The sequence below is a fragment of the Kurthia huakuii LAM0618 genome (genome assembly GCF_000505545.1).
In the GTDB taxonomy this organism is placed as follows: domain Bacteria; phylum Bacillota; class Bacilli; order Bacillales_A; family Planococcaceae; genus Kurthia; species Kurthia huakuii.
Genome location: NZ_AYTB01000008.1, coordinates 374,603 through 397,018 on the forward strand (window position 1 = coordinate 374,603; position 22,416 = coordinate 397,018).

At 42.2% G+C, this 22,416-nt stretch carries 18 protein-coding genes, 1 pseudogene and 1 riboswitch; of the genes and pseudogenes, 4 read left to right on the forward strand and 15 right to left on the reverse strand.

What is annotated here, in order from left to right; genetic code table 11:
• Window positions 1–13: 13 nt before the first annotated feature.
• The 3 genes from cydB to V514_RS0106260 all read right to left on the reverse strand — a co-directional run bounded on the left by cydB (window position 14) and on the right by V514_RS0106260 (window position 4,229).
• A complete protein-coding gene (gene cydB, locus V514_RS0106250) occupies window positions 14–1,018 on the reverse strand; it encodes a cytochrome d ubiquinol oxidase subunit II (protein ID WP_029499025.1) in 1,005 nt (334 codons plus the stop codon).
• Window positions 1,018–2,421 carry a cytochrome ubiquinol oxidase subunit I gene (locus tag V514_RS0106255; RefSeq protein ID WP_029499026.1) on the reverse strand — a complete coding sequence of 468 codons (1,404 nt, stop codon included), beginning with the start codon at window positions 2,419–2,421 and terminating at the stop codon, window positions 1,018–1,020. The genes cydB and V514_RS0106255 overlap by 1 nt, the downstream gene beginning before the upstream one ends.
• 272 nt (window positions 2,422–2,693) lie before the next feature.
• Window positions 2,694–4,229, reverse strand: coding sequence for a bifunctional ADP-dependent NAD(P)H-hydrate dehydratase/NAD(P)H-hydrate epimerase (locus V514_RS0106260; RefSeq protein WP_029499027.1), 1,536 nt, complete (start codon window positions 4,227–4,229; stop codon window positions 2,694–2,696).
• Window positions 4,230–4,314: 85 nt separating this feature from the next.
• Here V514_RS0106260 and V514_RS0106265 point away from each other — a divergent pair, with 85 nt between their 5' ends.
• Window positions 4,315–4,551 carry a hypothetical protein gene (locus V514_RS0106265; RefSeq protein ID WP_029499028.1) on the forward strand — a complete coding sequence of 79 codons (237 nt, stop codon included), beginning with the start codon at window positions 4,315–4,317 and terminating at the stop codon, window positions 4,549–4,551.
• Window positions 4,552–4,663: 112 nt separating this feature from the next.
• Window positions 4,664–6,094 (forward strand): alanine/glycine:cation symporter family protein, encoded by a 1,431-nt coding sequence (locus V514_RS0106270; RefSeq protein ID WP_029499029.1) that lies wholly within the window; start codon window positions 4,664–4,666, stop codon window positions 6,092–6,094.
• Between the two features lie 45 nt (window positions 6,095–6,139).
• Here the strand turns inward: V514_RS0106270 and V514_RS0106275 are convergent, their stop codons facing one another.
• Together V514_RS0106275 and V514_RS0106280 are read right to left on the reverse strand one after the other, a co-directional pair.
• On the reverse strand, window positions 6,140–7,015 hold the full coding sequence (locus V514_RS0106275; RefSeq protein ID WP_029499030.1) for a C39 family peptidase: 876 nt from the start codon (window positions 7,013–7,015) through the stop codon (window positions 6,140–6,142).
• A 73-nt stretch (window positions 7,016–7,088) separates the two neighbouring features.
• Entirely contained in the window at window positions 7,089–9,035 is a 1,947-nt protein-coding gene (locus V514_RS0106280) for a GTP-binding protein (RefSeq protein WP_029499031.1), read from the reverse strand.
• 154 nt (window positions 9,036–9,189) lie between these two features.
• Between V514_RS0106280 and V514_RS0106285 the strand changes: the two genes are divergently transcribed.
• The gene (locus V514_RS0106285; protein WP_029499032.1) at window positions 9,190–9,570 is read left to right on the forward strand and encodes a hotdog family protein; all 381 of its coding nucleotides are present in this window, start codon (window positions 9,190–9,192) and stop codon (window positions 9,568–9,570) included.
• 35 nt (window positions 9,571–9,605) lie between these two features.
• On the opposite strand, the gene V514_RS0106290 is transcribed toward V514_RS0106285, so the two are convergent.
• The 6 genes and pseudogenes from V514_RS0106290 to V514_RS0106310 form a co-directional block, all read right to left on the reverse strand.
• Entirely contained in the window at window positions 9,606–10,454 is an 849-nt protein-coding gene (locus tag V514_RS0106290; RefSeq protein WP_029499033.1) for a patatin-like phospholipase family protein, read from the reverse strand.
• Between the two features lie 106 nt (window positions 10,455–10,560).
• Window positions 10,561–10,623: pseudogene (locus tag V514_RS20895) on the reverse strand (helix-turn-helix domain-containing protein); the annotation flags it as partial.
• A 72-nt stretch (window positions 10,624–10,695) separates the two neighbouring features.
• On the reverse strand, window positions 10,696–11,643 hold the full coding sequence (metA, locus tag V514_RS0106295) for a homoserine O-acetyltransferase MetA (RefSeq protein WP_029499034.1): 948 nt from the start codon (window positions 11,641–11,643) through the stop codon (window positions 10,696–10,698).
• Between the two features lie 68 nt (window positions 11,644–11,711).
• Window positions 11,712–11,817, reverse strand: a riboswitch (SAM riboswitch).
• Window positions 11,818–11,882: 65 nt separating this feature from the next.
• Window positions 11,883–13,502 (reverse strand): sigma-54 interaction domain-containing protein, encoded by a 1,620-nt coding sequence (locus V514_RS0106300; protein WP_029499035.1) that lies wholly within the window; start codon window positions 13,500–13,502, stop codon window positions 11,883–11,885.
• A gap of 107 nt (window positions 13,503–13,609) precedes the next feature.
• Window positions 13,610–15,007: an amino acid permease gene (locus V514_RS18885; RefSeq protein WP_035944343.1), complete on the reverse strand. Its 1,398-nt coding sequence runs from the start codon at window positions 15,005–15,007 to the stop codon at window positions 13,610–13,612.
• A 308-nt stretch (window positions 15,008–15,315) separates the two neighbouring features.
• On the reverse strand, window positions 15,316–17,289 hold the full coding sequence (locus V514_RS0106310) for a methyl-accepting chemotaxis protein (RefSeq protein ID WP_029499036.1): 1,974 nt from the start codon (window positions 17,287–17,289) through the stop codon (window positions 15,316–15,318).
• A 212-nt stretch (window positions 17,290–17,501) separates the two neighbouring features.
• On the opposite strand from V514_RS0106310, the gene V514_RS0106315 reads away from it, so the two are divergent.
• Window positions 17,502–18,671, forward strand: coding sequence for an aminotransferase class I/II-fold pyridoxal phosphate-dependent enzyme (locus V514_RS0106315; RefSeq protein WP_029499038.1), 1,170 nt, complete (start codon window positions 17,502–17,504; stop codon window positions 18,669–18,671).
• 59 nt (window positions 18,672–18,730) lie between these two features.
• Here V514_RS0106315 and V514_RS0106320 read toward each other — a convergent pair whose 3' ends face one another.
• From V514_RS0106320 to argJ, 4 genes are all read right to left on the reverse strand, one after another.
• Entirely contained in the window at window positions 18,731–19,120 is a 390-nt protein-coding gene (locus tag V514_RS0106320) for a hypothetical protein (RefSeq protein WP_029499040.1), read from the reverse strand.
• Between the two features lie 207 nt (window positions 19,121–19,327).
• On the reverse strand, window positions 19,328–20,455 hold the full coding sequence (locus V514_RS0106325) for an acetylornithine transaminase (protein WP_029499042.1): 1,128 nt from the start codon (window positions 20,453–20,455) through the stop codon (window positions 19,328–19,330).
• Window positions 20,452–21,231, reverse strand: coding sequence for an acetylglutamate kinase (argB, locus tag V514_RS0106330; RefSeq protein WP_029499044.1), 780 nt, complete (start codon window positions 21,229–21,231; stop codon window positions 20,452–20,454). The genes V514_RS0106325 and argB overlap by 4 nt, the downstream gene beginning before the upstream one ends.
• Window positions 21,194–22,414, reverse strand: a complete 1,221-nt coding sequence (gene argJ, locus V514_RS0106335) for a bifunctional glutamate N-acetyltransferase/amino-acid acetyltransferase ArgJ (protein WP_029499045.1) — start codon at window positions 22,412–22,414, stop codon at window positions 21,194–21,196. The genes argB and argJ overlap by 38 nt, the downstream gene beginning before the upstream one ends.
• Window positions 22,415–22,416: the final 2 nt, after the last annotated feature.

Here is a 22,416-nt window from a genome sequence, read left to right on the forward strand (position 1 = left end):
TGTTCTCCATCTCCTATTTCTTTGTTGGGTGAATCCGTTTACGGAAAATATAGTAACTCCAAATTTGATACCCTAAAACGAATGGTAATAAGACGACTGAAATTTTTGTCATAACAGATAAGGTGTAATCGCCTGATGACGCATTATCAATCGTTAAATTAAATGCGGGGTCAATCGAGCTAATCATGACGCGTGGGAACAACCCAACGAATAACATGATGACAACCGAGGCAAAAGCAAGACCCGTCATCGTAAAAGCAATGCTTTCCTTTTTCTTTGTCGCAAATGCCCAGGCAAGTAATGTACATGCTACTGTAATCGCTAAAAATACTGGTGTAGCAACCGGTCGTACTGTAAAGAAGTCCGTGCTCGTGTACGTTAAGACAGCGAAGACAACCTCGCCTGCTAATAACACGATAAAGAGCTTGCTTAACATTTGGCGTGCGCGCTCACGTACAACGCCTTCTGTACGAATCCCGATAAACGTTAATCCGTGAACGAGCGATAAGAGCATAACCGCTACACCACCAACGACAGAATAAACGTTCACGTAATCTGTAAATGTGCCGAATAAATGCATATCTTTATCGATTGGCATTCCTTGCACAAGACTCGTAAATAACATCCCTAGTAAAAACGGTGCGAGTGCACTACTACCAAAAATAAGCCAGTGCCAATAGTTAATATATTTATCGGTATGTGTGTGGTGACTATATTCAATCGCCACACCACGTGCGATTAAGACAAGTAAGAAAATAACGAACAATGTGTAGTAACCTGAAAACATCGTTGCATACCAGCTAGGGAACGCCGCAAATAACGCCCCACCTGCTGTAATTAGCCAAACTTCATTGGCATCCCAGAACGGTCCAATTGTTGACATTAATTGATTGCGTTCATTTTTATTTTTGGCAATTAGGCGCGTTGACATGCCGACGCCAAAGTCAAAACCTTCTAAGAAGAAAAATCCAGTAAATAATACGGCGATTAAGATAAACCAAAATACAGTTAAATCCATTATTTAAACGCCTCCTTATCCATTAAATCAACATTTTCTTGCTTTGGTGCTGTATCGATAATTGACGGTCCTTGTTTTGCGACGCGTGCAACCATGTAAATCATAATAATCGCTAAAATAACATAGGCGGTACTAAATGAAATCGTTGAGAATAATAATTGTCCCATTGAAACGTTTGGTGACACCGATTGCGCCGTTGTATAGTAGCCAAACACCGTCCAAGGTTGGCGACCAATTTCCGTCATAATCCAACCTGCTGTATTCGCAATAAATGGTGCTGCCATCGCAAACATCATTGTTCGCAGGAACCATGTTGGTGTTGCCAAAATACCTTTTCGACGATTACCGAACCATAAACCAAGTATTGATAATACGAGCATGACACCACCGAAGCCTGCCATAATACGGAAACTCCAAAATACAGGCCATACAGGTGGAATGTAGTCTACACCTTCACCATATTTTTCTTCGTATTTCGCTTGCAGTGTTTTCATCCCTTCAACAGAGCCACTGAATTCACCATATGCTAAATAACTTAATGCGAATGGTAAGTCGATATTCCACGTATTTTTTTCCTCTTGTTGGTCACCGATGGCTAAAATTGTCCATGCTGCCGGGTCCTCTGAGTCATCCCAAAGCGCTTCAGAAGCGGCCATTTTCATTGGTTGTGAGTCCATTAAATGTTTTGCTTGTGCGTGTCCAGAAAATGCAATCGCAAGTGACGCGATCGCCGCAACAATCATTGAGATGTTAAATGATGTTTTGAAAAACTCGACGTCTTTTTTCTTTAACAAGTTATAGGCACTAATCCCACCGATAACGAATGCGCCAGTTGCTAATGCGCCAAATACAGTATGCGGGAATTCCACTTGAAGCTGTGGATTTGTTAACAGCGCCATAAAGTCTGTTAATACCGCTTTGCCATCTTGAATTTCAAAGCCTACAGGTTCTTGCATAAATGAATTGGCTGCTAAAATCCATAGCGCCGATAGTAATGTCCCAATACTAACGAGCCATGCAGAAACGGTAATGACCCAATCAGGTAATTTGCCGCGTCCAAACATCCAAACACCGATAAATGTAGATTCCATAAAGAATGCTAAAAGTGCTTCTACTGCTAGTGGTGCGCCAAATACATCGCCCATAAAGCGAGAATATTCAGACCAGTTCATGCCGAATTGGAATTCTTGTAAAATCCCTGTTACGACGCCTATCGCAAATGATAGTAAGAAGATCTTACCCCAGAATTTTGCCATGCGTAAGTATTCTTCTTTTTTCTTAAATAAATACATCGTTTCGAAGATTGCGACGATAAAAATAGTCCCAATCGAAAGCGGAACGAAGAAGAAGTGGAAAATCGTTGTCAGTGCATATTGCACACGAGCCAACTCTAAAACATCCATTGTGCATCCTCCTTTTTGAAGCTTGCCATTTATTTTTTACAGTTACAGTATACTGCGCACGCTTAAGAAAAATAGCCTATAATCAAAAGAAAATTCTACAATTCTGTGTTCAAATTGTGAAACTTTTTAAAGGTTTTACATTTCTTTTCTTACCTTTTTCATAGGTATTTATTATTAAAAAATTAGTTATCACTGGTTTTATTAACTTTAAAGGTAAAAAATAATGCCTGACATCAAAAGTTTGTCACACTGCTGTTTCAACTTAGACAAATTCACTTCACAAAACACGCAATTAGCTGTCCTAAATGTGTCACAACCATCTCAGGTGTTACGCTGTAATGACTATGCTGTGCGGCAAGTTTTTCCGCGGTCTCTGCCTGTAAATATGCCGCGGTATACAACGCTTGCTCCGCTGGCACGCGCTGTGTCACAAATGATAAAATCAAGCCGGTTAAAACGTCGCCACTCCCTCCTTTTCCAAGAGCACTGCTGCCAATTGGAATGAGCCACTGTACTCCGTCTGGCGTCGCTACAATCGAACGATGCCCCTTTAATAACACATATACCCCGAATTTCTGTGCTAAATCGCGCGCATATGAAAATCGATGTTGTTCAATCTCTGCAATGGTCGTATCGCATAACATAGCCATTTCTCCTGGGTGCGGCGTCAAAATGACACATTTGCCTGTCGCACGAACATGTTGTAACAACGGTTTCATCATATAGAGACCGTCTGCATCAACGATAATCGTCTCCGGTCCTTCAAGCGCCAACAGCCATGCTGCAACTTCTTGAAGCTGCGCTGCACGCCCTAACCCTGGTCCAAACGCTACCGCGCGTATTTTTGTAAAATCATGTAGCGCAACGCCTTCTTTTGTCATATACCCGCCTTCTGACGCCGCGCTCTTTAATAATACTTCCGGCGCTTGTAACATCATGCTTGGCATTAATTCTTCCGGTACAATAAGCGAAATAAGCCCAATGCCACTATGAAACGCCGCCTTGGCACTATAGAGCGGTGCGCCGACATAATGCTGCGAGCCACCAATGACTGCACCATGACCAAATGTCCCCTTATGACCATCTAACGGGCGTGCCGGTAACGCCGCTTTGACGAGCGCTGGTGTAACAATTGTTGGTGCCGCCATCTGAAGTGTGTCCACAAGCGTTTCGGGCACTGAAATATCGACGATAACAAGCTCGCCTATATAATGCGAAGCTTGTTGTAAATAGCAACCAATTTTCGGTTGTGCTAGCGTCAGCGTATAATCCGCTTCAATCGCCGCCTCGACAACTTCCCCACTATTGGCATGTAAACCTGACGGCAAATCAATCGCCACAACCATTTTTTCGAGCGCATTTATTAGTGGAATTAACCACGTCATATGACCACGCAATGCCCCACTCGCACCCGTACCTAGCAAACAATCGATTAGCACGGCACATGAGGCCAACCAAGCTGTTGTTTGCACTTCTTCTATTAGTAATGTCACCGGAATACCGCGGCGCTTTAAAATATGATACTGTGTTTTGGCATCGCCACGTAATTGCTGTTCCTCGACAGCTAGTCCAACCCGGACATCATAGCCTAAATCAGTGAGGCGCCTAGCGATGACAAAACCGTCACCTCCGTTATTACCGGTACCGCACACGATCGCAATGCGCTCATGCGTAAGTAGCTCATGCTCGCGCAAGGCCATGACGACGGCATTTCCGGCAATTTCCATTAATGTGAAGCCATCGATGCCAATCGTCTCAATCGTATAGCGCTCAAGCGCCTGCATTTGTGCTGTTGTTAATGCATACATGAAAAATCCTCCTTTAAAATTGACAATCATCTTCGTTCTAGTATATAACAAGTACCAATAGCTATAACAAAAGGAGGGAAATTCAGTGAAAAATAGTATGAAAGACTTTGCGCCAGCCCATACAAAAAAATCAGTGGCCAATGAACTAATAAAAGTACAACAACAATTGCATGAGCAAAAAAAGGCGACGGCGGCGAGTTATACGGCTGCGCTACAACATGACCCTGAATTATTACGAGAGCTTGAACAACAGCGCGCAATGGGCTTACAAGCAACGGATACAACCGCTGTTACACAAGCATTACAGCACTTAAAAAAATAATGATACGCGCGGCATAGTTTATATTGGAAAATTATTGCACTATTATAAATAAACAATCAACGTTTGTTTATAACGATTAGGGGTATACTGTCCTATTGAAAGGACTGATTACATGGATATGTTAGACAAGTTTATTCTCACGCTGAACGACTATCTTTATTCCTATGTCATTATCGCTATCATTTTAGTCGTCGGCATTTTCTTCACCATTCGTGGACGTGGTATGCAGTTTACGTTATTCCCAGAAATGTTCCGCGTCTTAACCGACAAAGCGACGATTGAGGGCAAAGGAAAAAAAGGGGTATCATCATTCCAAGCTTTCACGATTTCTGCTGCATCACGTATCGGTACCGGTAATATCGTCGGTGTTGCGACAGCTATTGCACTAGGTGGTCCTGGTGCCGTTTTTTGGATGTGGGTCATGGCGTTAATTGCCGCTGCCTCATCTTTTGTCGAAAGTACGCTTGCACAGCTGTATAAAGTACGTGATGGCAACGACTTCCGCGGAGGTCCTGCTTATTATATGGAGCGTGGCCTCAATAAGCGTTGGATGGGGATTGCCTTTGCAATTGCGATTACGCTTTGTTATGGTTTCGTCTTTAATGCTGTACAAACAAATACGATTGCGGATTCAATGGGCAATAGCTTTGGCTTTGACGAAGTATGGATTGGCATTATCATCGTCCTGTTAACAGCCATGGTTATTTTCGGTGGTGTACAACGCATTGTTAAAGTAACACAATGGCTTGTACCTGTTATGGCGATTGCGTATATTCTGATTGCCTTCGTCATTATCGTGTTAAATTTCACTGAATTACCTAGCGTGTTTGCCCTTATTTTTAAGGAAGCTTTCACATTTGAAGCTGGTACTGGTGGTGTTGTCGGTGCTGCTATTATGCAAGGTTTTAAACGCGGTTTATTCTCAAATGAAGCCGGTCTTGGTTCTGCGCCAAACGCTGCCGCTACAGCCAACGTGTCACACCCTGTAAAACAAGGTCTGATTCAAACATTAGGCGTTTTTGTTGATACGATGGTTGTGTGTACGGCAACAGCTGCTATCGTGTTATTAAGTGGTGTTTACGGTACGGTTGATGCACAAAATGAGCGCGTTGATATTACGCAACAATCATTAGTCGTTCAATTAGGCGACTGGGCTGGTATTTTCTTAACGGTCGCGCTCTTTATGTTCGCGTTTAGCTCGGTTATCGGCAACTACTATTACGGCGAAACAAACTTAGAATTCATTAAAAAATCGAAAACGATGATGTTATGCTATCGCCTGCTCGTACTTGCATTCGTCATGTTCGGTGCGCTGGCGAAAGTATCGCTTGTATGGAATTTAGCCGATTTATTTATGGCATTTATGGCGCTTATTAACTTAGTCGCTATTTTCATGCTCAACAAAACGGCATTCCGTTTATTAAAGGATTATCGTGCACAGCGCAAACAAGGAAAAGATCCTGTGTTTTATGCGGATACGATGCCCGACCTTAAAAATGTCGAGTGTTGGGATCGCGAAGATCATCCAGAAAAAGCACGTTAATCAAAAAAGCGAATTTCTCATGTGAGAAATTCGCTTTTTTGATTGTTATCTTACAACAACGGCATGTTGCTGTGCATTGTATGCTTTTTCAAGTGCATAGCCATTAATCCAGTACGCGCCCTCATCTGCTGATGGGTCCGCTACTTTGTATTCACCAATTGTTGAATCATAGCCTGTCACTAATACGATGTGTAAGTTATCAACGGCTTGTTCTGTACCTGCTGTACCAAAGTCCCAATCGCCGATAATTGGTGCTGCAAACGCTTCGGTCACATAAAGAACAACCGGATTACCAAGATTTAACTCATGACGAATCGCTTGAATGTCGCTACCCGAAATATCTTCTACCGTTTGAGCATAGCGCTCTTTTGCGTACGCTGCTAATGGTGCTGGATAAATCGTTTGATAATAGCCCGCCGGTGCCTCTTCATACGGTGAACCAACAAAACCTTCATGCGGATTGCGCTCTGCTGTTGGCATATTGTTTAACAGCTCTTCTAAGCTATCTTCTGTGTATTTTTTATAGTGTAACGCCATTAATAATGCTGCACCTTCACAACCGAACGGTGCATCGACTGGCGCATATTGATTAATAATTGGTACGTCTAATTCGATATGTTGCGCACCCGCTACTTGTGGTAATACCGTTTCATCTAAAATAAAGCCATGTCCAAATGGTGTTTCAACTTCAAACCATAAGTTTTTATCAACATGTTTTTTCGCAACAACGGTTACGACAGTTGAGATTGGCAAAACGTGTGTTACCGATGAATTCGTATCCATCAACGCATATAATTTCGTGTCATCTGTAAACGTCACAAATGGCTCTGGTGAAGCATTTTTCTTTGATTGATTAACCGCAAGTGCTGTTGCCCCTGCCGCAATTCCTAATACTAATCCTACTTTGACTGATTTTTTCATTATTTTCTTCCTTTCGCAATTCAGACGTTACTTTATTATACAAATAGCCTGATTCAATTGTCACGCGCAAGCCTTACAATGCGGTATTGGCATGCATAGCTGCTTCCGCTTCTTGCCATGGTACGACATAGCCCTTGCCATGACGACAAAAAATTGAGTTTGAGGTGTATGCGGGGTCTGCTTGTTTGTCATAACCAATGCGTTCGATCACCTCATCTGCATTGTGGCACTTATCATAGCCATCAAACACGAGACGCAAGCTGCCTTTACCATTCGTGTACGCCGCAAATTGCGTCGGATACGTCAAAAAACTAGCGACCGGTACACGCGCTTGAATCGTAACATATTCACCGTCCGTCAGCGGCGCTTCAAACGTGCCACTTGCCATTTGTAAATCACTCATCATGCGCCCCATATGGTCGATATGTGCACGCATCACAACCGCATAATACGGCTCTAACAATATATTTTCGACTTGTTCAAGCCCTTGGCGAAGCGCACGATGTGTCGCCTCTCGGAAGTCGCCACCTTCCGTATGTTTAATATGCGCCTTGCCGGTTACGAGCGTGACCGTTAAATCGGTAACAGTCGAGCCCGTTAGTAGACCGTGATGCGCGCGCTCTAACACATGTTGCTCAATTAAATTTTGCTGACCAACGAGTAAATCATCGGCATGACATGCATTGATAAACGCTATCCCTTGCCCACGCGGTGCTGGCTCTAATCGTAAATGAACTTCCGCATAATGCTTTAGTGGTTCAAAATGCCCGTACCCTTTTGTTGCCGTAGCAATCGTTTCTTTATAAATAATCGTCGGTGCCCCAAATTGTACCGTTAAGTGAAAACGCTCGCGCAACACTTCTTCAAGCACTTCTAATTGAATGACGCCCATAATGTGCAAATGAATTTCTTGCAAACTTTCTTGCCACACAACTTGTAGCGATGGGTCCTCTGCTTCTAACAAGCGGAAATAACGTAGCATTTCCTTCGGCGACACCCCGTCCTCAAAAACAACACGCGATTGCAGCGTCGGGACGAGACTCGGCGCTTTGTACGTGTTCGCCTCGCCAAATGTCGTACCGATAACAGCATTTTTCAAACCATAAATGCCCACACTTTGACCCGCGAACGCTTCGGGAATTTGCTCAAACTTATCACCGTTATATAACCGAATTTGCCCAACCTTATGAAGAGCACCAGCAACGACCAATGCCTCGCGCGCCTTTAGCGTTCCGGCATCCATTTTCAAATAGGCAATGCGGTGGCCGTTGTCATCGTGACGTACTTTATAAACACGCGCAGCAAACGGCGCAGTCGCATCGTAATGCGTCGTCGTTAAACGAGCAAAATGGGCTAAAAAGGTGTCGACACCGTCATCTTGAAGCGCCGAACCGTAATGTACCGGAAAAACGCGTTCCTCGTCGATTAATCGCTGTAGCGCTGTTTCAAACACATCGCGCTCATAACCCGTTTCAAAATAGCGTTCAAGCAAAGCATCATCAAGTGTCGCTACTGCCTCGGCCAACGACTCATCCATCTCAGCAGTCAAATGGTTCGTTAAAACAACAGTGTTTGGGGTCAATAATTTATGAATGGTCGCGAGTGCACCGGCTAAATTTGCGCCTTCACGGTCCATTTTATTAATAAAGAAAAATGTTGGCACATGATGCTTGCGTAGCAATTGCCACACCGTTTCTGTATGCCCTTCGACACCATCAACGGCATCAACTAATAACACCGCATAATCTAGCACTTGAATCGCGCGCTCCATCTCCGGTGAAAAATCGACGTGCCCCGGTGTATCAATCATCGTATATGTATCATCGTTATACGTAAAAACCCCTTGTTCGGCAAATACCGTAATCCCTCGCTCGCGCTCAATTGGATGCAAATCTAAAAAAGCATTTTGATGATCGACGCGTCCGCGCGCAGCAATGCTATGACCATAATATAAAATTTGCTCCGAGAAAGTCGTTTTCCCGGTATCTACATGCGCAAATATTCCGAACGTTTTATACATGCTATCGTCCTCATTTCCTTCAAACTGCTCTTATTATAGCACTTCTAACCTTATTTTATTCCCGCATTCTACTACGCTAAAACAGCCAAAACAAAAGAGTTGTAAACGACTTGATTCCTTCCTACACTAGTAGTAAAAGGAGGCGGTTGGCTAAATGATGGTAGGTGATACTTTTTCAGCGAAGCGAACATTTACGCGCGGTGATGTGTTAGCATTTAGTAATATTACAGGGGATTTTGGCTCGCTGCATACGATGCCCGACCAGAGCGGACGTGTCCGCGTGCATAGCTTATTAATCGCCAGCATCGCAACGAAAGTCGGCGGTGATTTAAATTTCTTTTCTGAAACGCTTGACCACACGTTTTTAAAACCTGTTTATACCGGCGATGACGTGACATGCAAAATTACGATTACGAGCGTCACATCACTTGATGATTCCTTTCATATCGATATGACACTCGTCTTTAAAAATGCCGAGCGTGAAACCGTCGCAACTGGTAAAGGCAGTGGCTTTATCCCGAAAAACATTTCGTAATAAAAAAACTTCTGGCACCAATGCCAGAAGTTTTTTTAAGATAGCTGTAAAAATTCTTTTAAATCATGCATGCGCATCGTCGCCTCATGTAATCCTAAACGATAGTTGGCACGCATTTTACTAACATCTTTTTCCATACCTTCAATGCTATATGGCGGGCGGAAAATAAATGCTTTACCATCGCGCTCTAACTGCTCACACAGCGCCACCGCTTCATTGTAATGCTCAAAACGCTTTAGCATAACATCGACTAACTTTGGATGCTTTTTGCGTAAAAGCTGCATTGCGGCCTTCGTTTGGCGGTCCATTGTCTTATAATACCCTGCAGGGCGCGTCAACACGATAACATGCTTGTCATACCCTCGATCAATCGCGTGTTGCACTGGAATCGGGGCAGCTAAACCGCCATCGTAATACGGCACGCCATTTAATTTAATTTCTGGAAATAGCACCGGAATGGCACATGTTGCGCGCAATAGTTGGCTATCGGTATCCATTTGCTGCACGTCCATAAATTCCACTTCACCTGTATTGGCATTCGTTACACCAGCAAGCGCTGTTCCTTCGTAGCTGCGGAATGTATCCCAGTCGAATAACTCAAGTTGATTCGGCAACACATTCCAACCGAAGTCCAAGCCAAATAACGAACGCTCCGTTAAAAAATTGCGCATCCCTACGTAACGTTTATCATGACGATATTCGGTAAAAACGCGCATCGTACGCTCTGGTTGCTTTGAAATATAGGAACATAAATTAATCGCCCCAGCTGAAATTCCGATAATGTACGGCATCATAATGTCTTCACGTAAAAAGGCATCGAGCACACCACTCGTATAAATCGTACGGAATGTGCCCCCCTCTAAAATCAAACTTGTTTTTTCCATCGTTGCCACTTCCCTTACTTTTCTGCCTTTCTATCGTACACTAAATGCAAAAAACTGTCATACTGGAATGATTCAAGCCTTTACGTTGTTCTTTGTACGCTGTATGCTACAATTCGAGAAAATGGTTATAGACAAAACGGCAATGACCATATGTTTGATGAATCAACGCTTGGAGGAGGGTGTCTTCTGCGAAAAAATGACAAAAAAGAAGCTCGAACGTATGCGAGCTTCTCGTTAAACATTATAAACACGATGACGTCAATGAATGATTTGCACCTTTATCAACCCAATCATATGGCGTTTCTTGGTACACGTAATAATTGAGCCAATTTGAGAATAATAAGTGCGTATGCGAACGCCACGTATTCCGCGGTTTTTTCGTTGGATCATCTTGCGGGAAGTAATGCTTTGGTAGTTCTGGATTTAAGCCACGTGCCACGTCGCGCTCATATTCTAACGCTAGCGTATCGGCATCATATTCTAAATGACCCGTCACCATAATATGGCGCTCATCTTTTGAAATCATTAAAAAGGCGCCCGCTTCATCAGATGCCGACAATAGTTCAAGCTCAGGATGCTGTTTAATCGCATCGAGTGACACCGACGTATTACGCGAGTGTGGTGCCGGGTACACATCATCAAATCCACGAATTAAATTAACGGTACTATCATACACTTCATGGTCAAAAATACCCGAACATTTTGTTGGCAGCGGATATTTACCGATGCCGTAATAATGATAAAGTGCCGCCTGTGCTCCCCAACAAATATGCATCGTTGACGTCACATTGTCCTGTGCCCAATCTAAGATTTCTTTATGTTCCTCCCAGAAATCGACTTCATCAAATTCAAAAAGTTCGATTGGCGCACCCGTAATAATCATGCCATCATAGCGTTCATGCTTAATATCGTGAAATGTTGAGTAAAATGTTTCTAAATGTGATTTTGAAACATTTTTTGACTCATGTGTCGCCGTATTTAAGAAGGTCACATTCACTTGTAATGGTGTATTTCCTAATAATCGTAAAAGCTGTAATTCTGTTTTTTCTTTTTCCGGCATTAAATTAAAAATTAAAATATTCAAAGGACGAATATTTTGGCTCTTTGAGCGCTCTTCTTCCATGACGAAAATTTTCTCTTCTTTTAGTCGTGCTGTTGCCGGTAAGTGCTGTGGAATGTTAATTGGCATATTAATGAACCCCCTCAAATTCGTAAAAAAAGCCCTTCTTAAAAAAATAAGAAGGGCGATTTATCCGTTTCTTATCTTCCAAGTGTCATACTTGTAGGAGTTAGCACCTTTCTACAATTGTAGAGGTTGCTGAAGCGTCGTCAGGCCTTGTCCCTCGGCTTCTCTTGATAAGACTATGCAGTTTTAGCTATCATAGCAAACTCCACTATATTTTGCAAACTTTTCTGAAAAAATAGAATTTAATCATATGAAACTTGGCGCTCTAACTGATATTTTTGGATTTTACGCACGAGTGTCGATTGATTACAGCCTAATGCTTTTGCTGTTTGGCGAATGCTTGGGTATTGGCTCAGCGCTTCCTTAATTAACTTGCGCTCAAACGCATCAACTTGATCTTTTAACGAATGATTGCTATCATACGTCGCTGTATGCACGAATGTCTCATGAACAATTGGCGCAAGACTAGGCTGTTGATACTCAGACTTTTGAAATTCACGTTGAATGTATGCTAACGTAATCGTCGACTCCTGCGTTAAAAGGCTAGCTCGTTCGATAAAGTTTTTTAATTGGCGAATATTTCCCGGCCAATAATATTCCGCTAAACGCGCAACAGCGGCTTCTTCAATCGTACGCTCAATGCTATATTTTTTCATCACGAGATGTAAAAAACGATAAGCGAGCGGTGCAATATCTTCCTTGCGCTCACGTAGCGGCGGAATACGTAGCGGAATAATGTTCAAGCGATAAAATAAATCTTCACGAAACTCGCCGCGCTGCACCATATCGTATAAATTACGATTTGTCGCCGTAATAATGCGTACATCAACAGGGATTGGTTTAATGCCACCAACACGCGTAATTTCCGATTCTTGTAAGACGCGTAGTAGCTTCACTTGCAGCGATGAAGGCATCTCACCAATTTCATCTAAAAATAACGTCCCACCCGATGCGAGCTCAAATAAACCTGGCTTGCCGGTCTTACTTGCACCGGTAAACGCGCCGCCCATATAACCAAATAACTCGGACTCTAATAAATTTTCAGGAATCGCTCCGCAGTTAACCGTAATCATCGGTTGCTTTGCCCGGTGACTTTGCTGATGAATAAGCTTCGTCAATTCTTCCTTCCCAACGCCCGACTCCCCGGTAATTAAAATTGTTGAATCAACATTCGCAACTAAGTTTGCTTTTTCAACGACTTGGCGCATCGATTTTGAAACAGCAATTAAACTTGACGATGATTGTTGCTTTAATGCCTCAAGCTGCTCTTTATATTGCGCACTTTGCGATTCTAAGCGCTCAATCGTACGCTCCATATCACGCAGTTCGGTCATTTCGCGTGAATTGGCTACAACATATTCAACATTGCCAGCCTCATCAAAAATCGGTAGCGCCGTCACAAGCACGACATGACCATTCGCAAACGTTTGCACGATATCTTCACGTTTTTTTGACTTCAATACTTTCATTGTCACCGATTCATTCATAATACCACGTTCAACAAATTCAATGACCGGCAAATAACGCGCATCGACTTCAAACATTTTACGATCAGCTTCATTTTGAAAGACGATAATACCATCCGAATTACAAATCGTTAAACCATCGCTGACCGAATTTAACACATTTTCGATAAACTGCCATGATGTCGTCATCTCTTTATCATGAATAATAAATAAATACGAGGCGTCTAGTTCAATAATATGCACAAAACAATATTCTAAATCCAAATAATCTTGACGTTCTAATCGAAACTTTTCAATGATTTCGGCATATTGCTGCGGTGGTTGCTCACTATTACTCGAAATCCAATTAAATTGTTTATCCGTTAAAATATATGTAATCATTTGCTTTAATTCCATCGACAACACCCTCCGAAACTTAGCTTAACATGAACTTTCTGGAAAAAGAAGCATTTAACGGCATTAAAAAGCGAGAACAGTACCTATGCCATTCTCGCCTCCATTTTTTATTCTACATCGACATTTTGTTGTGTCGTCACGTTTGCTAACGATGCTTTACGCATACGCTCACGAACGAAGAAGCTTGCTACAACAAGTACGACAAGTATCGTACTCATGAAAAATTGTGCTTGAAGCGACTCAATCAATATTTGACAGAAATAAACGCCTGCTAACATCGCAATTGTCACATATGTCAAATACGGGAATAACCACATTTTAATTGCTAGTGGCTCCGTTGTTGTTTGTTCATATTGTTTACGGAAACGAATATGCGCTACGGCAATAAAGATATATACAATAATCATTAACGCACCTACCGCATTTCCTAAGAAGTAGAAAATGACATCTGGTGAGACGAAGTATAATATTGCACAAACGTAAGCAATAAGCGTACTGCCAAGAATCGCCCATGTTGGTGCGCTACTTCTCTTTGATAATTTCATAAAGATTGCTGGGGCATCGCCATTTTCAGCCATCCCTAGTAACATACGTGAGCTTGTAAAAATCGCTGAGTTCATTACTGAAATAAGCGATGTGAAAATCACAATTTGCATTAATTGTGCCGCCATTGGAAGGCCAGCCATTTCTAAAATATTCGCATAAGGTGCTGCAAGTAATTCTGCATTATTCCATGGAATAATGCAGATCATAATTAATACTGAACCGATGAAGAACAATGCTAGACGATAAATAACATTGTTGATAGCGCGTACGATATTGCGTTTTGGATCTTCTGATTCACCAGCCGCAATCGCCGCAACTTCAGCGCCACAAATAGAGAATATAACAAAGACAATACCTGTAAAGATTGGTAACACACCATTTGGCGCAAAGCCACCAGCTTCTTGAATAAATGCAAAGCCATTATGTTCAAATGTTGGTAGTACACCAAAAATCATTAACGCACCTACAACTAAGAACACAACAATAGCCCCAACTTTAATGAATGCTAACCAATATTCAAATTCACCAAACATTTTTACTGAGTACAAATTAATCGCTGTTAATAATAACGTAATCCCAACACTACCGACCCATACCGGAATCGATGGTACCCAAGAATGCAGCATACCGCCAATTACGGCTGCTTCTAATCCAACGATGAATACCCAACTTGCCCAATATAACCAGCCAACTGTATAACCTGCCCAACGACCGATATAACGTGTTGAATACGCTGCAAACGAACCATTTTCTGGTCGCGTTGATGCCATTTCACCAAGCATTCGCATAATAAAGACGATAATCATACAAGCTAATATGTACGATACGATGGTTGCAGGACCCGTCGACATAATATTTTTCCCTGTTCCGACGAACAAACCCGTTCCGATAATCCCACCAATTGAAATCATCGTGATGTGGCGTGTTTTTAACGTTTTGCCTAATTCTACTTGCGCCATACTACAGCACCTCCAAATTTTTCGCTCACCTTTTAATATGCAATTATCGTGCCAATTTAAAAAACGGTTCAAATTCCTTGTATTTCCTACTTTTACCGTTTTTTAAGAATTTTTTACAGTTTCCATTACCGCATACATCGTTGCATTTTTGCATCGTTTTTTGCATTAATTATTCATATAATTATGCGATAATACATAGCGATTCTCGAGATGATTAAAATTTTCTCTAAAAATCAATATTTCTATTTTGATACAATCCATTAAAAAAAGCAGAAATCATCCGGACGATTTCTGCTTTTTTCCAGTTATTATTCTATTGTCTTAAAGCGATTCATTTCATGCTGTAACGTTTGGCTTAACGCCATAAGCTGCTCTGATGCTTGTGTAACAGCATCCATCGCATATAATTGTTCGGTGCTTGAAGCACTTACTTCCTCACAAGCTGCCGCCGTTTCCTCAGCATGCATCGCTAGCGCTTTCATCGTTTGTTGCAATGTTTCTTTATGTTGTCCCATCTCATCAAGTGCTGCTGATACACCATGAATAGTCGCACTTAATTGTTGTGTCGCCTCATCTACTTGCTCAAACATACTAGACGTTTCTTCAATGCGCACAGCTTGCGTCGCAAATTGCGTTGTAAATTGCTGCATCGTTTGTGTGACTGTTTGCGCATCATGTTGAAGCCCTTCTATAGTATGGCGCACTTCATCAGTCGCTTGTGTAGACTGCGCTGCTAAAAGCTGTACTTCTTGCGCCACAACGGCAAAGCCTTTGCCATGTTCACCTGCGCGCGCCGCTTCAATTGATGCATTTAACGCGAGCAATGTCGTTTGATTCGCAATCGTTTCGATGACGTCCATAACATGATGAATCGACGTCACCTTCGTATCGAGCAATTCAAGCGCCGTTAACATTTGTTGCATGCGCTCCTCCGAGGTCATAAACGATTGCTTTAACCCAACAATTTGCTGTTTCCCATTCGTCGTTTGAGTTGTCGTATTTTCCGTATGACCTAGCATTTGCATCATTTGTTGATCGATCATTTGAAGTTGTGTCGCCCATGCTAACGTACCACGTTCCGCTTCTTCTGTTTGATGCGTTGACGTTGTTGCTGTTGCCGCAATTTGTTGTACCGCAGCCGTAATTTCTTCACTTGAAGCATTCGTTTCTTCCATTAAAGCATTTAACTGCTGCGACTGTGCATCAACAGTAACCGTTGATTGTTTCACCGTTTCCATCAATGTCCGCATCGCTGTAGTCATCGTTGCAAAATCGGTAGCTAAACGACCAATCTCATCATCTGCTTTATAAACAAAGCGCACCGTCAAATCCCCTTCAGCTACATCATGCATAACATGTTGCATCTGTTCAAGTGGCTTTAATTTACGCGTCAATGTCCAGAATAAATACGTGCCCATTATGGCGAACATGAGCGCCGAGAAGCCAATAATTAACCACTTCACACCATTGGCCGATGCAGCAATGGCTTCAGCTTTATAAACCGTCGCTATCTTCCAGCCAACCGATGGTAACGTATGATAAATAACAACATAATCTTGCCCCTTATATGTATCATGAATCACACCATCATTTTTTTGTTGTTGCACCAGTTTGTTAATATACGATACGTCCGTCCCATCTTGCCCAGCAATTGTTGGGTGTACGATTGCTTTTCCGGCTGCATCAATAAGCATTGGAAAACCATCAAAATCAAGTTTCGTTTGTTGCAACTCGCCAGTCAATGCACTTAATGAAATATCCGCGCCAACTACACCTTGTACTTGACCTTGCTTTACGACTGCTTTCGCCGCTGAAACGCTGTCATTCCCCGTTGCCGCATCGACATATGGCGCTGTCCAAATGACTTGTTGTGGTGCGGCGATTGCACGTTTATACCAATCGCGCGTCGTTGCATTGAAATCTTTCCCTAAGTCAACAGTCGGTAAAATCGTCAGCGACTTATCTTCCATACCATAATAAGCTGAGGACGCTGCCCCGTACACTGTGCGATAGTCAGCCAAGCGCCCCGTAACATCGCCATCGTCTGTTGCATGTCGAATTTCGTAGCTTGTCGCGAGCTGTTCAAGACTCTGTTCATATGACATTAAAAATTTCGTCATACTCGATGCCATTGTCGCGGTCATAACACGGCTTTGCTCAATAATCGTCGTTTCCGTTTGCTTAGCAATACGCGCAGTCGTTAACATCGTAATTAACGCTAATCCAATGAGCAACACGGCTAAAATTGACGCCGTCAGTTGCCATTTTAGTGATTTCCTCATCTATATTCATTCCTTTTCTAGTCTAAATATCACATTTTTCAGTATAACAAATAATATTCAGAAAATTAACTTAAAATTTCAAATTGCGGCAAAAAATTAAGGTTTTTAACTGAATAGCGAAAAAATTCAAATGATTTGGTCGTAATGCGCCTTGCATACGAGCAAAAAATGCTAAAATTGAGGTATATCACAATTAAAGGATGTGCTCATACGTGAATATTGAACGTTCTTCACTGATGCAAAAATTTCCGAAAGCTATATTCGGCAATTTAAAAAGCGCTGCTAAACAGGCAGCTGACAATGGCCAGACAATTATTGATTTAAGTCTTGGTAGCCCCGATTTACCGCCGGACGAAAAAATACGCCAAACGCTGGCCGAAGAAGCGGCCAAAGCCTCATCTTATGGCTACACACTTGGCGGCATTGACGATTTCCATGAGGCAGTCGCGCGCTATTATAAACGCCGCGTCAACGTTGAACTCGACGCAACTACAGAAATACTGCAAACAATGGGCTCACAAGAGGGCCTTGTCCATTTACCTCTCGCATTTTGCGATGCTGGTGACATCGTTTTAACGACCGACCCAGGGTATGTTGCTTATGAGGCTGGCATCAATTTAGCAGGTGCCGAAGCGTATTATATGCCGTTGAACGCTGAACATGATTTTTTACCGGATTTACAACTGATTCCAGAAGCGATTGCCGAGCGCGCCAAATTACTTATTTTAAATTTACCAGGCAACCCTGTTCCAGCGATGCCCTCACTTCAATTTTTTAATGACGTCATTGCCTTTGCAAAAAAATACAATATTATCGTCGTACACGATGCGGCCTATTCGGAGTTTTATTTTGATGGCACAGCGCCAATGTCTTTTTTACAAGCAGATGGTGCGCGCGACGTCGGCATTGAAATTAACTCGCTATCCAAAAGCTTTAGTTTAGCTGGTGCACGTATCGCGTATATCGTCGGTAACGCCGATGTCATTGCCATCTTACAAGAATTAAAATCCCATCTAGATTATGGTACATTTGAGCCGATTCAACGCGCGGCTATCGTCGCATTAGATCATGCTGAAGACATTACGGCACGCCTACGCGAAACATTTTCGGTGCGTCATCAATTATTATCAGCAGGACTTACTACACTTGGCTGGGAAGTTGTACCGTCAAAAGGTGGTATGTTTGTCTATGCAAAATACCCACAACACACGTTAAGTGATGTAGATTTTGCTTATGAACTGATTGAGAAAACCGGCGTTGTTGTTGTCCCCGGCTCTGTTTTTGGGACTTCTGGTGCCAACTATGTACGCCTCGCACTCGTACAACCTGAAGCTACGATTCGTGAAGCATTAACGCGTCTCGCTACATTACAAATCGATTAAAAAGAGGGCGACAACGCTGTCCCCCTAGTTACACATTCGATTGAATTAACACCCTCTCGTTACCGCAATGTTTCATAATGCTCAACAAGCTCAATTTCATGTGGCTGCACGTATTTACGATAATGATCCAACGCAATTTCTTCAAAATCATATAAATGAGCGGCCAAGCTATCGTCTGTCTCGAGGCGATAGCATTTTTTTAATTCATCGTAATAGACAGCATACAACTCCCTGTTATAACGCGCATACGTATCAATTGTATACAAGCGATTAATATCATCTAATGCGACTTCTTTTATAAAAAAGTCCGTTGAAATAAATTGTTTCACACGATAAAATCCGTCCAATAAACTTTCGGCCTCATGTGATTTCAACACGACCATGCCACCCTGCTGTGTCGTCACTTCGTATTCTGCCCCATTATAGGTTGCAAACTTTCCTTTTTTCACATTCACCACTTCCTTTTACGGATTTTTCCCCGATTTTTGTTAAAACGAAACAAAAAAAGATGCTTATCTCATAGATAAGCATCTTTTTTCGTGTAAATGTTTCAATAAAATAGGTCCCTGTTCCTACTAAATCGATCATCAACACTATTATTATAAGAGGTTAATGCAATTGAATTGTGATTCTCTGAACACATTAATTCATAAAAATTACGCTAAAATTTCTTTTAAAATAACGATTGCCGCATCAATTTCTTCATTTGATACCGTTAATGGTGGTAATAAACGTACCGTTGTCTCGCCAGCACCAACTAATAATAAACCTTTTTCTTCGGCTGCATCGATCACATCCGCCACACTAATCGGCGATTCGATACCAAGTAATAGCCCCATACCACGCACTTCAAGCGTCGGTAACGCGATTGCTAATTGTTGTTTAAAGTAACGTGATTTTTCTTCAACAGCTGCTAAAAATGCCGCGTCAAATACTGTATTGATAACCGTTTGCGCGATATGTGTCGCCATTGGGTTCCCGCCGAATGTTGTGCCATGCGTCCCAGGACCAAAGCTTTCAAATAATGCATCTGTTGCTAACATCGCACCGATTGGGAAACCGCCACCAAGTCCTTTTGCTAATGAAACGATATCGGGTTTTAACGCTGTTTGTTCCCATGCATAACGCGTACCTGTACGAGCAATCCCCGTTTGTACTTCATCGACGATTAACAAGATGCCTTTTTCCGTACAAATGGTTTGAATCGCTTCAGCAAATTCAGCGGTCACTGGATTGACGCCACCTTCACCTTGTACGACTTCTAACATAATCGCTGCCGTTTCATCATCAGCAGCTGCTGTTAAAGCTTCGACATCATTGAATGGTAAATACTCGAATTTTTCAACAATCGGCCCAAATCCTGAATGCACTTTTTCTTGGCCAGTTGCACTCATTGCCGCAAACGTACGGCCGTGGAATGAGTGTAAAAATGTAATAATTTTATGCTTGCCTGTATGCTTACGCGCTAGTTTAATCGCCGCTTCATTTGCTTCTGCACCTGAGTTACAGAAAAATCCATGCGCTAAATGCGTATTAGCAACAAGGCTTGCCGCTAATTTTTCTTGCTCTGGGCTGTCAAATAAATTCGATACATGCCACAGCTTGTTGCTTTGCTCATTCATCGCTTCAACTAAAATGGGATTTGCGTGTCCTAATGACAATACTGCAATCCCTGCGACAAAATCTAAATATTCCTTACCGTTTTCATCCCAAACTTTTGTACCTTGTCCTTTTACTAAATGAACGGGACGACGTTTGTAGTTGTTAAAAAGTGCTTGTGTCATACGAGTACCTTCTTTCGTAAAATAGATGTACCTTCTAATGAATCGTTGACGATATTCACTTGTGGAATGCCTGATTCAAGACATTCGACAGCAGCGCGTACTTTAGGAATCATACCGCCATAAATATCGCCTGATAAAATCCATAAATCAATTTGCTCCGGTGTTAATTCTTCGACCGTTTCTTCATGGAATTTAACGCCTGGTGTATCGGTTACAAGTAAGAGCTCATCCGCTCCCCATTCAAGCGCAATCTCACTTGCTACCGTATCGCCATTAATGTTTAATGCCGTACCATCAACTGTCGCACCGATACATGCTACAACTGGGATATAATCGATTTTTTGCAGTTGCTCTAATAAATCGATATTAATCGATTCGATATGACCGACATAGCCATACGTTTCTTTATCTAAATACGTACACTCAATTAACGTACCATCTTCACCGTTTAATCCTACGGCTGGAATGCCTGCACGATTTAGACGACCTGTTAAATACGGATTTACGGTACCAATTAACGTACCGGTAACGATTGAAATCGCTTCTTCCCCTGTCACACGGATACCGTTATGCGTGTACGTGTTAATTTTACGTTCCTTTAACGCTTGGTTAATCGCTGGACCGCCACCATGCACGATAACGATTTCTGCACCTTCAGCCTTTAACTTTTTAAGTTCTTCAAAAAATGTGTCTGTTAAGCTTGCGAGCATACTGCCACCTAGCTTAATAACTAACTTCTTACGATCTGTATGTTGCGTTGATTTGTACATAGTCATACGTTAAGTCACATCCCCATGCTTTGCCCTGGCCTTCGCCAACATGAAGGTCCACTACAATTTTGATTTCTGGCTGTTTTAAATAATCTAATAAATACGCTTCTGAAAAATCTAAAGGTTCCCCGCCATCGACAACCGCTTCGTCACCAATTTTAATAAAGACATTTGTCGGGTCAATCGTGCAGCCAGAGTATCCTACTGCCGCTAAAATACGTCCCCAGTTGGCATCGTTGCCAAATACCGCTGTTTTTACAAGTGGTGAACCAACGACTGTTTTCGCAATTTTAAGTGCTTCGTCATTCGTTGCAGCGCCAACAACCGTCGTTTCGATTAATTTCGTTGCGCCTTCGCCGTCCTTTGCAATCATTTTTGCAAGGTCTTGGCTTACAAGACGAAATGCTTCTTTAAATGCAGTCCAATCTGCATGTTCCGGTGTTAATGATTCATTACCCGCTAAGCCGTTTGCTAAAGCAAGTACCGTATCATTTGTTGATGTATCACCATCTACCGTAATCGCGTTAAATGTTACCGTTGTTGCAGAAGCTAATAGCGCTTGTAACGTATCAGAATCAATGTTGGCATCGGTCGTAATAACTCCTAACATCGTCGCCATATTTGGTTCAATCATACCCGAACCTTTTGCTGTACCAGCAACCGTTACTTGTTTCCCATCAACCGTTACGGTATACGCACTATTTTTCATCATTGTATCCGTTGTTAATAACGCTTCAGCAAATTGAACACCATGCTCAACAGAATCCCCTAATTCAATTGCTTGAATACCGTTCGTAATCGGCTCCATTGGTAAATGTTGTCCAATGACACCCGTTGAACAAACACCCACTGTATTTGCTGGAATTTGTAATTTATCTGCAACAAGCTGTTGCATCGCTTTCGCATCTGCTAAACCTTGCTTGCCGGTACATGCATTGGCATTTCCTGAATTTAATACGACAGCTTGTAATGTACGCGACGCATAAATCGTTTCTTTTGTTACAATAACTGGTGCCGCTTTAATGGCGTTCGTTGTAAAAACACCGGCAACGCTTGCTGGTACTTCACTAAATAATAATGCTAAATCTTTCTTTTTATGTTTCACGCCACAATGCATCCCTGCAGCTGTAAAGCCTTTTGGTGATACGATATGTTTTGCAACGACTTGTTTTACATCAACTGTTGTCATCT